The organism is Synechococcus sp. PCC 7336 (genome assembly GCF_000332275.1).
In the GTDB taxonomy this organism is placed as follows: Bacteria; Cyanobacteriota; Cyanobacteriia; order Thermostichales; family PCC-7336; genus PCC-7336.
Genome location: NZ_CM001776.1, coordinates 4,996,175 through 5,009,737, shown reverse-complemented (window position 1 = coordinate 5,009,737; position 13,563 = coordinate 4,996,175). Strand labels below are relative to the sequence as shown.

The 13,563-nt window shown below is 47.5% G+C and carries 13 protein-coding genes and 1 pseudogene; 13 read left to right on the top strand and 1 reads right to left on the bottom strand.

What is annotated here, in order from left to right; translation table 11 throughout:
* The first annotated feature begins 477 nt into the window (after positions 1–477).
* The 9 genes and pseudogenes from SYN7336_RS32825 (at position 478) to SYN7336_RS29405 (ending at position 9,506) form a co-directional block, all read left to right on the top strand.
* The gene (locus tag SYN7336_RS32825; protein WP_255346690.1) at positions 478–876 is read left to right on the top strand and encodes a deoxyhypusine synthase family protein; all 399 of its coding nucleotides are present in this window, start codon (positions 478–480) and stop codon (positions 874–876) included.
* A complete protein-coding gene (locus tag SYN7336_RS32820; protein ID WP_255346689.1) occupies positions 854–1,525 on the top strand; it encodes a deoxyhypusine synthase family protein in 672 nt (223 codons plus the stop codon). The genes SYN7336_RS32825 and SYN7336_RS32820 overlap by 23 nt, the downstream gene beginning before the upstream one ends.
* Positions 1,526–1,625: 100 nt before the next feature.
* Positions 1,626–2,552 carry an agmatinase gene (gene speB / locus SYN7336_RS23390; RefSeq protein WP_026101270.1) on the top strand — a complete coding sequence of 309 codons (927 nt, stop codon included), beginning with the start codon at positions 1,626–1,628 and terminating at the stop codon, positions 2,550–2,552.
* Between the two features lie 231 nt (positions 2,553–2,783).
* Positions 2,784–4,733 carry a biosynthetic arginine decarboxylase gene (gene speA, locus SYN7336_RS23385; protein WP_369791891.1) on the top strand — a complete coding sequence of 650 codons (1,950 nt, stop codon included), beginning with the start codon at positions 2,784–2,786 and terminating at the stop codon, positions 4,731–4,733.
* 83 nt (positions 4,734–4,816) lie between these two features.
* Positions 4,817–5,944, top strand: a complete 1,128-nt coding sequence (locus SYN7336_RS29420; protein ID WP_071590848.1) for a hypothetical protein — start codon at positions 4,817–4,819, stop codon at positions 5,942–5,944.
* 238 nt (positions 5,945–6,182) lie between these two features.
* Positions 6,183–7,166, top strand: a complete 984-nt coding sequence (locus SYN7336_RS27510) for a DMT family transporter (RefSeq protein WP_071590847.1) — start codon at positions 6,183–6,185, stop codon at positions 7,164–7,166.
* Positions 7,167–7,280: 114 nt separating this feature from the next.
* Entirely contained in the window at positions 7,281–7,559 is a 279-nt protein-coding gene (locus SYN7336_RS31930) for a hypothetical protein (RefSeq protein WP_017328372.1), read from the top strand.
* The gene (locus SYN7336_RS29415) at positions 7,499–8,176 is read left to right on the top strand and encodes a hypothetical protein (RefSeq protein WP_369791890.1); all 678 of its coding nucleotides are present in this window, start codon (positions 7,499–7,501) and stop codon (positions 8,174–8,176) included. The genes SYN7336_RS31930 and SYN7336_RS29415 overlap by 61 nt, the downstream gene beginning before the upstream one ends.
* Before the next feature lie 98 nt (positions 8,177–8,274).
* Positions 8,275–9,506, top strand: a pseudogene (locus SYN7336_RS29405) (IS1380 family transposase).
* A 181-nt stretch (positions 9,507–9,687) separates the two neighbouring features.
* Here the strand turns inward: SYN7336_RS29405 and SYN7336_RS23360 are convergent.
* Positions 9,688–10,506 carry a creatininase family protein gene (locus tag SYN7336_RS23360; RefSeq protein WP_017328370.1) on the bottom strand — a complete coding sequence of 273 codons (819 nt, stop codon included), beginning with the start codon at positions 10,504–10,506 and terminating at the stop codon, positions 9,688–9,690.
* A 113-nt stretch (positions 10,507–10,619) separates the two neighbouring features.
* Here SYN7336_RS23360 and SYN7336_RS23355 point away from each other — a divergent pair, with 113 nt between their 5' ends.
* The 4 genes from SYN7336_RS23355 to SYN7336_RS23340 all read left to right on the top strand — a co-directional run bounded on the left by SYN7336_RS23355 (position 10,620) and on the right by SYN7336_RS23340 (position 13,426).
* Positions 10,620–10,985, top strand: a complete 366-nt coding sequence (locus tag SYN7336_RS23355; RefSeq protein WP_017328369.1) for a single-stranded DNA-binding protein — start codon at positions 10,620–10,622, stop codon at positions 10,983–10,985.
* A gap of 93 nt (positions 10,986–11,078) precedes the next feature.
* Positions 11,079–11,654: a Uma2 family endonuclease gene (locus SYN7336_RS23350; RefSeq protein WP_017328368.1), complete on the top strand. Its 576-nt coding sequence runs from the start codon at positions 11,079–11,081 to the stop codon at positions 11,652–11,654.
* A 42-nt stretch (positions 11,655–11,696) separates the two neighbouring features.
* Complete coding sequence (locus SYN7336_RS23345; RefSeq protein WP_017328367.1) at positions 11,697–12,269, top strand: Uma2 family endonuclease; 573 nt, start codon at positions 11,697–11,699, stop codon at positions 12,267–12,269.
* A 17-nt stretch (positions 12,270–12,286) separates the two neighbouring features.
* The gene (locus SYN7336_RS23340) at positions 12,287–13,426 is read left to right on the top strand and encodes an aminotransferase class V-fold PLP-dependent enzyme (RefSeq protein WP_017328366.1); all 1,140 of its coding nucleotides are present in this window, start codon (positions 12,287–12,289) and stop codon (positions 13,424–13,426) included.
* The last annotated feature ends 137 nt before the right edge of the window (positions 13,427–13,563 follow it).

The following is a 13,563-nucleotide window of genomic DNA, read 5'->3' as shown; positions in this document are numbered from 1 at the left end:
GTAGTGAAGTCCCTGAGCGAGCTGACAAAAGTCCCACGAAGCTGATGACAGGAGTAGCTCATCCACATTGGCTCGAACTGCTGGATTTCCAACGTTTACAAAGAGCGTAATTCACCTCTACATGTCTAATCCGGCTATCTTCAAGTGACGGAAAATTGTTATCTTAAGTTAGCCAGTTTTTGAACCAGATTAATTGCTAATTTAATAAAAAGATAGTATTACAATAAACTTACTTTAAAGTGGAATTTATTGATAACTACAAGCTCAGATTTTTCTAAGCATCATCTAATTCTCAAGACTGAATAGAAGATCTTATGTTGGATGCATCTCATGACCAGGAATAACTTGACTGAGAGTCGATGAAAGCAAAGTATTTTCTTAGACTACAGTGGAGAAATCTAGAATGGAAGAGTAAATATATTAACGGACTTGAAAATATTAACAGACTTGAAAAAATAGTAGCGCGGTAAACATGTTATGAATCGTCAAAAACTTCTACAAAAAACTGTCAACCCAATCGATATCAAAAGATTTGATTGTGTGGATCTGGTTGAAGCAATGGGGCAAATGTCCTTTCAAGCAAGGAATTTGTCTAGAGCTGCTCAAATCTACGATCGGATGATTCAAGATACCGACTGCAATATTATCCTTTGCCTTGCTGGTTTCTTATTCAGCGCTGGATTAAAGGAAATAGTTTATGACTTGATCGCCAATAATATGGTAGATGTGATTGTCTCGACGGGAGCTAACATCGTCGATCAAGATTTCTTTGAAGCCTTAGGCTTTCGTCATTACTTGGGCGATCCACTTGCCAATGATGAGTTACTAAGACAACAACAGATCGATCGAATTTATGATACCTTTATCTATCGATGAAAGACAGCTAAGGGAATGCGATCTTACTATTGCTGAAATTGCAAAATATTTGTCCCCCAAACCTTACTCTTCTCAAGAATTTATCCATCACATGGGCGAGTATCTTACACAACATGCTAAAGATACTCGCTCTGTCGTGTTAGCAGCTTACCAACATCAAGTTCCGATTTTTGTTCCTGCATTTAGCGACTGTTCTGCTGGATTTGGTCTGGTTCACCATCAGTGGAAGTCTCCAGAGTGTCATCTCACTATCGATTCAGTACGAGATTTTCGTCAGCTAACCCAGTGTAAACTAGCTTCAACTTATACAGGCTTAGTGACGATCGGTGGTGGTGTACCGAAAAATTTTGCTCAAGATACGGTAGTGGCTGCTGAATTACTAGGTTTTGAAACTAGCATGCACAAATACTCCATCCAGATTACTGTGGCAGATGAACGAGATGGTGGCTTATCGGGGTCAACTCTGCGTGAAGCTCATTCTTGGGGCAAAGTAGATAAGAAAGTCGAACAGATGGTTTTTGCTGAAGCTACTTTAGCGTTTCCTCTAGTTGCTGGATACGTCTACGGTAAAAATAACTGGCAGGAGCGCAAAGCTCGTTGTTTAGCCAGATTATTTTGCTCATCTCAAGTACCTCTCGCTTACACTTAGAAGTCTTCGGTGAAAGCCTTCCAATTCAAAGGTAGACCGAAGTATTCACTTCCATAATGATTTTAGTACGAGAATGATGTAAACCAACCTATCTAATACCATGCCAACTCAAACTATTTCCGTCATCCCTTTCCTGGGATCTGAAGTTGCGGCGGATTATGATTCAGCTCAAGTAGTCATTCTACCGATTCCTTACGAGGCCACAACAACTTATCGCCGAGGCTGTGAACATGGTCCATCAGCAATCCTCAAAGCCTCTCAACAAGTGGAATTCTATGATGAAGAGCTAGATCGGGAGGTCTGGACCATTGGAATTTATACTCACGATCCGATTGCCGATTCTCGTCATGGTTCTAGGAAATCCTCAGCTGAAATGCTTGCTGTTACCCAACACACTGTGCAGCGTTTAATTGCAGACAATAAATTTGCGATCGTGCTGGGTGGTGAACATAGCATTACAGCAGGTATCGTAGAAGCTTACCGACAGGCAGCAAATCCTAATGAACCCTTCACTGTTATTCAAATTGATGCCCACGGCGATCTACGCCATAAATATGAAGGTTCAATCCATAACCATGCCTGTGTGATGCGTCGAATTGTAGACATGGATTTACCAACAGTACAGATTAGTATCCGTAGTATCTGTAAAGAAGAAGCCGATCTAATAAAAGAAAAACAGCTCACTGTATTCCGAGCCCGAGAGATTGCTAAGCAGCCAGATTGGATAAAACAAGTACTCGCCAGCATTCCGACTCAAAAAGTTTTTCTGACCATCGATTTAGATGGAATTGACCCGACACTCATTCCTGGTGTTGGCACTCCAGAACCTGGGGGATTGGACTGGTATAGTCTCACGAGCTTCTTGCGACAAGTTTTTGAAAGTTATCAAGTAATCGGTTGTGATGTCATGGAGTTAGCACCTGTTGCAGACTCTGTCGTGTCAGAGTATACGACCGCTAAATTGATCTATAAGCTCATTAGTTACTACACATTGTTGAGGTCGGCAGAGAAAAATCAGGATGAATAAGGGAATGCTAGGAAGATTGTGTTAGGTAAGTCAGGAATTTAATGTGCTCAATCTTGCCTATTCTGATGTGAATTTCTCATAAACTTTATGCTCTAGATACCTAGATCTTAAAATCAAGATCTAGAGAAATATTTCCATCAGCTACAAAAATATTCACGGAGTTCAAAAAAGATGAAAATTGAATTAACAGACATCTCAACTGAACTAAAAGAACCATTCAACAATCGACGTATGGTTGAGCTAAAAAGCAACCCAAAGCGATTTTTACCAGCCATCAAATCAGATTCGTCTCATTTGTGGAAGATAGAAGATAGCGAAGAACTTTACCGGATTAAAAGCTGGGGGCAGCGTTACTTTTCAATTAATGCTGCCGGTCATATTACTGTTTGTCCCAAGGGCGATCGCGGCGGTTCTCTAGATTTGTTTGAATTAGTCAACGCTCTGAAGCAGCGTAACTTAGAACTGCCTCTGCTAATTCATTTTTCCGATGTATTAGAGGACTGCATTGAGTGGTTAAACTCTTGTTTTGCTAAAGCAATCACCCACTACAATTATCCTGGTATTTACCGTGGGGTGTTTCCCATCAAGTGTAATCCGCAGCGGCACTTAATTGAAGACTTAGTGCGCTTGGGTAAGCCTCATCAATTTGGTTTAGAAGCTGGTTCTAAACCAGAATTAATGATTGCTCTGGCGCAGCTGGATACAGCGGGAGCATTGATAATATGCAACGGTTATAAGGATCGGGAATACATCGAGACGGCGATGTTAGCCCAAAGATTGGGAAAAACGCCAATTATTGTTTTAGAGCAGATTGAAGAAGTCAATTTGGTGATTGCTGTCAACCGCCAGTTGGGGATTAAGCCAATCTTGGGAGTTCGCGCTAAACTCAGTACCCAAGGTGTAGGACGCTGGGGAACGTCAACAGGAAAGCGGGCCAAATTTGGTCTGACTATTCCTGAAATTATCCAAGTAGTTGACAAGTTACGGGAAGCCAATCTATTAGATTCATTACAACTGTTGCACTTCCACATAGGTTCGCAAGTCTGTTCGATTAATGCGATAAAAGATGCCATCAAGGAGGCCAGTCGAATCTATGTTGAATTAGCCGTCTTAGAGACAAACATGAACTATCTTGATGTCGGCGGTGGCTTGGCTGTCGATTACGACGGTTCCCAAAGCAATTTTCATGCTTCGAGAAATTACACTATACAGAACTACGCCAATGATATCGTGGCAGAAGTAAAGGAGAGCTGCTCTGAGCGTAATATTCCAGTGCCAACATTGATTAGCGAAAGTGGACGGGCGATCGCCTCCCATCAATCGGTACTAGTTTTTGATACCCTCAGTGTCAGCCAAGTCTCTTTTGAGTCACCAGAACCTCCATTAGAAGGAGAGTCTCCAATAATTACTCACCTTTGGGAAATATACCAATCTATTCACAAAGATAATTTCCAAGAACCATACCACGATGTGACTCAACTCAACGAAGAAGCCAGAAGTCGCTTCAATTTTGGACTTTTAAATATTACAGAACGAGCCAAAGCTGAGAAGTTTTACTGGGCTTGTCATCAAAAAATTCTTAATATAACTAGGCAGCTGGAGTACATACCAGACGAGCTGTCGGATCTAGAAAAAATTATGGCTTCCATCTACTATATCAATCTTTCTGTGTTTCAATCATCACCAGATTGCTGGGCGATTGACCAGTTATTTCCTATCATGCCGATACATTGCCTGGATGAAGAACCGACACAGCGTGGAATTTTGGCAGACCTTACCTGCGACAGCGATGGCAAAATTGACCGATTTATTGCTTTGCGAGATGTTAAGCCAATTTTAGAACTACACTCTATCAAGTCAGGAAAACCTTACTACTTGGGGATGTTCCTTCAGGGTGCTTACCAGGAGGTTATGGGAAATTTGCACAACTTATTTGGCGATACTAACGCTGTTCACATCCATCTAACCCCTAAAGGCTACCAGATTGAACATGTTGTCAAAGGAGACACCATAACGGAAGTGCTTGGCTATATGCAGTATAACTCCGACGATCTGGCTGAGAACATTCGCAAGCAAATTGAGCAAGCTTTGCAAGAAAAGCATATTACTTTGACTGAATCCCAACGACTACAGCAAAACTACGAGCAGAGTCTCAGCCAGTACACTTATCTATCCTCCTAGAAATTTGGCTATTCAGGTAGTTAGTGAATTCATGCTTGAACACTTAAATTTATCCTTTATCAATTGTTCAAAAGGAGATTATCATGTCTAAATTTGGAGCTTCTTCTTTTTCTAAACTTCCGCAGCATCCTGATGAATACGACTTCGGCTCGGACATAAATGAAGCTAATCGCATACTTTTATCTAAAGAATATGAACAATCGCAGAAAATAGAGTGTTTATTTAATTGGATATCTCGCTACAACCCCTGTTTTTTTGGTCGAGTAGCAGTTCGTCAGTCAGAAGGACTTTCTGTTGAAATTTGTTGGATATCAGAAAGCGAAATTGAGTTAGGTCAACTATATCTGATCGACAAAATACAAACTGCTCGACGCGCTTGGAAAGATAAAGCAGAAAAAGGTAAAAGTCATGGTTTTCTTATTTTCTTTAACAGTAAGCAATTAGCATTTGCCAAACCAAGCTTTGAACTACTTGATGTTTGCAGGTATGTATCTGATATATATTTTATTGAACATGCCCCCACTGAAACTGACGTCATTTACACAGAGGCTATTCCCCTCCGAGATAAAAATGAAAATCTAAGCATTTTCAAAGCTGGAGCGAATATTTTTTATCCTGGAGCTCACAAAACACGAAACCACGATCGTCGCATTCCTGGTGGATTAATGATTTCTATCAATTCACCTGGCCATTATGCTAATTCTCTCGTTTATCGAGATCTAGCTTCTTCTTTATCAGAAGCTATAGAGCATGTACGAAATCTTGCGTGGCTTTCAATAGGTAATGGTGGAATAGGTGATGAAAAAATGTATAGCACGACTTGGCATAATCAAGATCCATCGCAACTCCCATCAGAATGTCCGATGAAAAATCGTCCCCCTTACATTCCCAGCGATTTTTCTAAGGAAAATTACTCAGGTCTTTATCATACTGACATCCTTTCGCCTACCTCAGTGACAATCGATTCAAAGGAGATAGATGAACTGGAGGGAGATTACAAAGGCTGTGAAATATGGAAGGAGCTAAGAATTGATTACCTTACAGAGCGTCGTTTTAAACCCGGGGATCGAAATTATGCTTTGTTTCACGGACATCCAATTTCTGATGAAGCAAAATATCACAATCCATGGCCTCCGATTCGGGCCGTAAACAAACCAGGATTGACCTACGGATATTCAACAGGGCTTACACAAGCACAATATATGCATTGATGTAAGGCTTAATGGTGTAGAAAAGTCTTAGAATGCCTGCTGTGCCTGGAGTCTCAATCAGACAGGGGTAGCTTGAGGGAGGTGAATCATGGGATACTCAAGTTCCCAAATTGAAAGCGCCCATAGAAATGCCCCTGCTTATCGTCAATGGCTTGAGCAACTGCGTCAATGGACTGTGCCGACGATCGCCAAGACAACCTCGCCATATCTGGTTATTTAATCAACCCAGGAAAGGGATATGCCAAACTTATTATACCCGATGGATCTGACCAAATGGAGAGCAAAAGGATTTATGATCCTATCTGCTGCTTGCTGGGGGGGATCTACAGTAATGAGTAAGGCAGCATTAGAATATATTCCTCCTCTACATCTACTTATCATTCAACTTGCTGCAAGCATCACTTTACTATGGATGACGACACTGATAGTAAATCAACGATTATTTCTGAATTGGGCTGCCATCAAATATAGTTTGACTGGGTTCCTCGAACCAGGACTAGCCTATATTTTTGGAATGCTTGGATTGGTACTGACTACTGCAACCAAAGCATCACTACTGGGTACAACTGAGCCTATTATTGTTGTCATTATTTCCTGGCTTTTCTTACGAGAAAAAATCACTAGAAGCTTGCTTTATTCTGCTGGACTTGCTTTTACTGGTGTAATTTTAATTATCGGTCTTGATGCAGAAATTATTAATTATAATAATAGTGCTCTTGTGGGTGATATATTAATTTTTATTGGTACTTTTTGCGCAGCTCTTTATGTTATTTTTTCCCACCGAATAGTTGGCAACTTTTCCCCAGTTACTCTAGCAGCTGTTCAGCAAACTGCTGGTTTTATATTGGTAACTTTTGTCTGGTATACTGGAATACTAGGCGACGAAGTGTTAGATTTTTCATCCCTAGATTTAGGAATATGGTTTTTAGCAATATTTTCTGGAATCGTTCAGTATGCGCTGGCATTTTGGTTTTATCTCATTGCTCTCAAAACAATAACCGTAAGCAGTGCAGCACTATTCCTTAATCTCATTCCGGTTTTTGGTGTTGGTGCGGCTTATCTATTTCTAAATGAAAAATTAACGATTTTGCAGTGGCTAGGAGCAATTATAGTTCTTATTGCTGTGGCAAATATTTCTATGATACAAAGACAACGTGAAGTTCAAGTCAATACTCCGGACAGTTTTGAGACGGAGATGGAAGAAAAGCCACCCACCGTGTAGAGTGCGATTGTAGAAAAAATACACACCGATGGATAGCTTCAAAGAGATTCTAACCGGTCTGCTGGACTCAGCAGGCCATTTCACAAACCCCAACGCCAGTTTCTGCTGACCTTGATGAGCACAATTTTCGTGGTCTGTGGCAAGGTCAATTACACCAACCTCAGCCGCTACAGCGAACTATCCGAGCGAACCTATCGTCGCCACTTTGAGCAAGGACTGGGATTGGAGAGGCTCAACCAAACGCTGATAGAACAGGTGAGCTCCTCCCAAAGCAACCAGATCGCCGTGGTGGATTGTAACTTCGTCGAAAAAGTGGTCGTCATACCCCCGGACTGGATTGGTTTTATAACGGCAAAACCCAACGAGCCGAGCGAGGTTTGGAGTGGTCGGTAGTGGCGATCGTGGATCTGGAACAGAACACGGGATATACCCTGTCCGCTCAACAGACCGAAGCGGGATTGGCTAGCCAGGCTGACACAGCGGCTCCAGCACATCAGTCTCGGGGCAACCGTGTGGACTTCTACCTGGGACATCTGGCTTATTGTCAAAGCTATTTCCCCCCTCAAGTGCGCTATGTGGTTGGCGATGGCTACTACACCAAGGACAAGTGGGTGGAGGGGGTGGTGCAGTTGAAGCTGCATGCGATTGGCAAACTGCGCTGCGATGCTCTGCTGCTCTATCGCTGCTATAAGGCTCGCTTTCAGATCGAATTTATTTTCCGCGATGCGCGCCAGTTTAGCGGACTGGCTGATTGTCAGGCCCGCTCCCCCGAGGCTTTAGATTCTCATGTCAATGCCAGTCTCATGGCACTGAATTTAGCCAAAGCCGCCTTGCAACAGCAGCGGCCGACCCATGAGCCGCTCAGTTTCTCCATAGCTTCTTACAAACGGTTGGCTCTCACCGAACCTCTTTTAGACTTATTTATTTCCATGTTTGAGCTAGAGCCGACTTTAATTAAATCTCATCCCAACTACCCAACTACCAGAACCTGCTTGCCTACGGGGCTATAGCCGCCTGATTCTGTCCGAAGTATTGTTCGGGCTAGGAAAGAGAGGCTGAAACGTATTAGACTCAGACTTTCTAGCAGTTTTCTGAGTTGAATTGTGCCATGGCAGCCTGTGATTCGGATGTGATGCTGGATTTTTATCAACAGCGTCCATTAAGCGTGGAGTTTTCAGAGCTGGACTTGAGTTCAGATGTGGGTATTCTGTTAGCGCGTCAGGCGGAAGAGCCGTTACAGATTTGCCAAGGGCTTGCAGCTTGCATTGAAGACTGGCGGGACCCGAACAAAATCACCCACTCCTAGCGCAGCTAGTCAGCCAACGGGTCTATCAACTGGTGGGCGGTTACGAAGACGCTAATGATAGTGATTTTCTGCGCCACGATCCCATTTTTAAGATTGCCTGTGAGCGCTTGCCCGTGCCTGGGGAGGAATTACTCGCGAGTCAACCGACCATGAGCCGCTTGGAAAACCATGTCACGCGCCAAGAAGCGTCTGCCATGCGTCGGAGTTTCATTGACCGGTTCATTGCCAGCTATGAGTGTGCGCCCTCAAAGGTCGTCTTAGACACTGATGGTTGGGATAACCCCACCCATGAGGAGCAAGAACAGAGTGCTTTTCATGGCTACTACGGACAACACATGTACTTTCCTGTATTGAGCAATGAAGCGTTCAGTGGCTTTCCATTGGTCTTGCAGTTACGGGCTGGCAATAGCCATCCTGGCAAGGGTGTGGCTGGAATTTTGCGCTGGTTATTCTGGCGTCTCAAGCGAGCCTGGCCAAACGTGTCGATTACCCTGCGCGCGGATGGAGGGTTTTCTTTGCCCGAAGTCCTGACGGTGTGCGAACGCTCTAGAGTGCTCTATGCCATAGGCTTTAGCAGCAACGCTGTGCTCAATCGTAAAATTGCGAACTTGCTCGAACAGGCTCGGGTGGTGTGTTGTCTGAGTGGGGAAAAGGCTCGCCTGTTTGATGATGTCTACTATGCTGCAGGCACTTGGGAGCAACCCCGCCGCATCGTGATGAAGGCCGAGTGGTTGGCTAAAGGCCCCAATCCTCGCTTTGTGGTGACCAATCTGGAGTTGCCGCCGCAAGAGCTCTATGACAGCTTTTATGTTCAGCAAGGAGCGGCTCGGGTCAGGCTGTCCTCTCGCAGAGTTCTGGTCGAGTTGGCTGCATTTTGTCCCTTTGCCAAGGAAATTCAGGTGATTGCACAGCGATTATGTGCCCTTTCCCCCTCAAACTCAGCTAATACTCCTCACAGTCATTGGATGGCTTTGTCTGATTGCCTCCAATCAGGAGATTTTGATGCCCTTTTGACGGAGATTGACGCAATCTGATGCGTCTGATGCGCTTCCCTCTCTCCCATGTCACGATTTAGCACCGTCAAAGGCCCAATCGCAGGACCTGGAAAACATTCATGAATAATGCAGGCTAGTTGAACCAACCTCATCGAAGACGAGCGGAGCTTGTTGGAGGCGATCGATGCTTTCGCGGAACTCGAACGGGAGTGAAGGTCAGTTATCTCTTTATATCCTCAGCCCGAGGCTGCTGGAACCCATAGATGTCGCCGATCGCCTTCACCCAGCCATCCGCTAGCGAGGCCCAAATCTGCTCCCCCTTCTTCCGCGTTGCCACTGTCGGGTCTCCCAGAGTGCCGGAGCGGGATAAATCCCGCGTCGTCCAAGCAAACGACAACTTCCCCTCCATACTCAACAGGCTCCCTTGCGGCAACCCTTGCGGATACTCTGTCTGTGCTTTGTCCATACGCACCTGTTCTGGCAAAATCGCCAGCATCAAACTGGTTTCCGCATCCCCCGCATGAATCTCCAATTCCAGCTCTTTGGGGGCGAGCAAACTGGCGGCGACATTGGGAACATTCCAGACAAAGAGGGGAAAGACTGCAAAGTCCTCATATCGCTGGTGTAAATCCCGAGCGGCGATCGCCAATACCTCCGGTTGCCCTCCGTGGGCATTCACGAACGCTAACTTGCGAAACCCCGCCCGATATACACTTTCTGCCACCTCCGTTACCACATCCAGCAACGTCTTTGCCCCTAACGTCACCGTGCCGGGAAAGTGCCAGTGCTCGTTCGATTTGCCGTAACACAGTGGTGCTAGCGCGTAGGCGGGAATGCTGCTATCCAGTTGGGCTAAAGCACGACCGACAACAGCGGTGGCGATCGCGCTATCCACCACCAAAGGCAGATGGGGACCGTGCTGTTCGATCGCCCCGATCGGCTGCAAAATAACCGTATTTTCCCGATCGGGCATATCCCGAATTTCAGTCCAAGTCAGATAGGGGAAAAATCGCTCTGGGGGAATATAACCATGCAACATAGAGCACCAACCGCAACGCCATTTCACTTAGTCAACCATACGGAAACGAAGTCCCGAGGGGTCGGCTACAGTATCTATAACGATCGATAATCCTCAATACCTCCGTTAACGCTATGAGCCTGAACCTCGTCAACATCGTCGGACGTGCCGGACGCGACCCCGAGCTGCGCTATTTCGAATCTGGCAATGTCGTCTGTAATGTCTCGATGGCCGTCAATCGCCGTCGCAAAGGGGACGACAAGCCCGATTGGTTTGAATTAGAAATGTGGGGGCGCACTGCAGAGATTGCGGGGGACTATATCCGCAAGGGCAAACTCTTTGGCGTCACCGGCTCGCTCAAGTTCGATCGCTGGAAAGACCGCTCCACTGGCGAAGATCGGCAAAAGCCCGTAGTGCGAGTCGATCGCCTCGAACTGTTGGGTTCCCGCAGCGAGAGCCAACAGGCTGGCTCCGATGGTGACTTCGATAACGAATTTTAAACTGTACCGACCCTTCCCAATCCTCCCTCGACCGAATACTGCGCTGCTGCCCGAACGATCGCAGTAGAGTGGAGCCAGAGGGAGGGTTTTGTCATGGACGCCATTGTGCTGGAGCCCGCGATCGCGCTGACGGACGAGCAGTTTGAAGCACTCTGCCGCCAAAATCCCGAGCGGAACTTCGAAATGAGCGCTAAGGGGGAGTTAATTGTTGTGGCTCCAGTGGGTGGCGAAAGCGGCAGGTGCGAAATTCAATTGCTCTATCAATTGGAGGGATGGAACGAGGCACATCGATTGGGCATTGCGTTTAGTTCTCAAACCTGTTTTAAGTTGCCGAATGGTGCCAAGCGTATGCCCGATGCTGCCTGGGTGCGGCGCGATCGCTGGCAGGCTCTGTCCCCGGCAGAGCGACAGGGATTTGTCCCCTTCGCCCCCGATTTCGCAGCAGAAATTCGTTCCCCTGCCGATCCTTTGCCGCCACTGCAAGCCAAACTGCGCGAGTATCTCGATGCTGGCGTTCGTCTCGCTTGGCTCATCGATCCCCAACGGCGGGTGGTGGAAATTTATCGCCCCGAGCGGGAGGTCGAGGTTTTGCAAGCCCCCACAGAACTTTCTGGAGAGGCTGTGCTGCCGGACTTTATTTGCAAACTGTCTTCCATTTGGACGGATTGAGGGAGGCTCGCAGTAGAGTGAAGCCAGAGAGAGGGTTTTGTCATGGACGCTATTGTGCTGGAGCCTGCGATCGCGCTGACGGACGAACAGTTCGAAGCACTCTGTCGCCAAAATCCCGAGCAGAGCCTTGAAATGAGCGCCAAGGGGGAGTTAATTGTTGTGGCCCCAGTGGGTGGCGAAAGCGGCGATCGCGAAGCTGAGGCGATCGGACAACTTTGGAACTGGAACCATCAAAATCGCCTGGGGAAAGTCTTTAGTTCCCAAACCTGTTTCAAGTTACCGAATGGTGCCAAACGCATGCCCGATGCCGCCTGGGTGCGGCGCGATCGCTGGCAGGCTCTGTCTTTAGCAGAGCGACAGGGATTTGTCCCCCTCGCCCCCGACTTTGTGGCAGAAATTCGTTCCCCCTCCGATCCTTTGCCGCCGCTGCAAGCCAAACTGCACGAGTATCTCGATGCTGGCGTTCGCCTCGCTTGGCTCATCGATCCCCAGCGACGGGTGGTGGAAATTTATCGCCCCGAGCAGGTCGAGCTTTTGCCAGCTCCCACAGAACTGTCTGGAGAAGAGATACTGTCAGGCTTTATTTTCAATGTATCTGCCCTCTGGATGTCCTAAACGATTCTGCCCCTCGCATGCCCAACACCCTTACCCCTCTATCCCTAGCCGAGCTGCGCCAGCAATTTCCCGCACTGGCAGACAAAACCTATTTCAACTTTGGCGGTCAAGGCCCTCTATCTGCCCCTGCCCGCGAGGCGATCGCCGCTGCCTATCGCCGCTTTGACGAACTCGGTCCCTTTTCTGTCGCTGTTGCTGACTGGCTGCAGCAAGAACAGGCACAGTTGCGTCAGGCGATCGCCACCTACCTCGCCACTACGCCAGACCGCATTGCTTTTACCGAAAGCACCCTCGCAGGCATGAATATTCCCATGTGGGGCTTGGACTGGCGGCAGGGCGATCGCCTGCTCCTCTCCGATGCCGAACATTATGGCGTCTGGGAAATTGCTACAGCGTTGCGCGATCGCTTCGGTATCGAACTCGACACTTGCCCCTTGACCGCCAGCCCAGATCCTGCCGATACCCTCGAAAAGTATCTCAAACCCAATACACGCATGGCCTGTATCAGCCATGTTTTCTGGAATTCGGGCAGGGTGATGCCCCTACAACAACTGTCTGAACGCTGTCGCGCGCGCGGTGCCCTCCTGCATGTGGATGCCGCTCAATCGGCAGGGGTGTTGCCCCTCGACTTGCCTGCCACGGGAGCCGATTTCTATGCTTTTACCGGCCATAAATGGCTGTGCGGTCCGGCGGGAACGGGGGCTTTATACCTGTCGGAGCGGGGACAGGCGGCGATTCGTCCTACCTTTACGGGCTGGTGCAAAACCTATGCCAAAGGAGGCGCAGAACAATTTGAGGTCTCGACGGCGGCTTATCCGGTGCGGATTGGGCTCGCAGCGGCGCTGCAATTGCACGATCGCTTCGGAACTGCAGCAGAACGGTACGGGCGGCAGGTGGAGATGGCGCGATCGCTTTGGCAGCAGTTGCAGGAGATTCCGGGGGTGCGATGTCTGGGTGCGGAGCCGCCTGAGGCGGGCTTGGTGCCATTTGCAGTGGCGGGCAAACATCCCGAAGCGTTGGAGTTGGCTCTGGAACGGCGGGGGGTTTACGTGCGATCGATGGTAGAGCCGGTATCTCTGCGCGCGTCGGTGCATTACTTCACCACAGCAGCAGACATCGATCGCCTCTTGGCTGGAGTTCGCACTTTGGCAGTTTGAGGCCAGGTTCGACCAGTAGCCAACGGTAGCAAAACTGGGTTGCCCGCCCTCGGCGATCTCAATGGCAAATTTGTGGATTTGCGCGAAAATCCGCTGCATCGGTCTGTTAAGATACTGAGGCTAATGCGGCCAAAGCG

Coding starts and splice junctions, on each gene's coding strand:
- SYN7336_RS31930 (WP_017328372.1), top strand. CDS start 7,281: ATGAGCACAATTTTCGTGGTCTGTGGCAAGGTCAATTACACCAACCTC.
- SYN7336_RS27510 (WP_071590847.1), top strand. CDS start 6,183: ATGCCAAACTTATTATACCCGATGGATCTGACCAAATGGAGAGCAAAA.
- speB (WP_026101270.1), top strand. CDS start 1,626: ATGCCAACTCAAACTATTTCCGTCATCCCTTTCCTGGGATCTGAAGTT.
- SYN7336_RS32820 (WP_255346689.1), top strand. CDS start 854: ATGATACCTTTATCTATCGATGAAAGACAGCTAAGGGAATGCGATCTT.
- SYN7336_RS23355 (WP_017328369.1), top strand. CDS start 10,620: ATGAGCCTGAACCTCGTCAACATCGTCGGACGTGCCGGACGCGACCCC.
- SYN7336_RS29420 (WP_071590848.1), top strand. CDS start 4,817: ATGTCTAAATTTGGAGCTTCTTCTTTTTCTAAACTTCCGCAGCATCCT.
- SYN7336_RS23360 (WP_017328370.1), bottom strand. CDS start 10,506: ATGTTGCATGGTTATATTCCCCCAGAGCGATTTTTCCCCTATCTGACT.
- SYN7336_RS23350 (WP_017328368.1), top strand. CDS start 11,079: ATGGACGCCATTGTGCTGGAGCCCGCGATCGCGCTGACGGACGAGCAG.
- SYN7336_RS23340 (WP_017328366.1), top strand. CDS start 12,287: ATGCCCAACACCCTTACCCCTCTATCCCTAGCCGAGCTGCGCCAGCAA.
- speA (WP_369791891.1), top strand. CDS start 2,784: ATGGTTGAGCTAAAAAGCAACCCAAAGCGATTTTTACCAGCCATCAAA.
- SYN7336_RS23345 (WP_017328367.1), top strand. CDS start 11,697: ATGGACGCTATTGTGCTGGAGCCTGCGATCGCGCTGACGGACGAACAG.
- SYN7336_RS32825 (WP_255346690.1), top strand. CDS start 478: ATGAATCGTCAAAAACTTCTACAAAAAACTGTCAACCCAATCGATATC.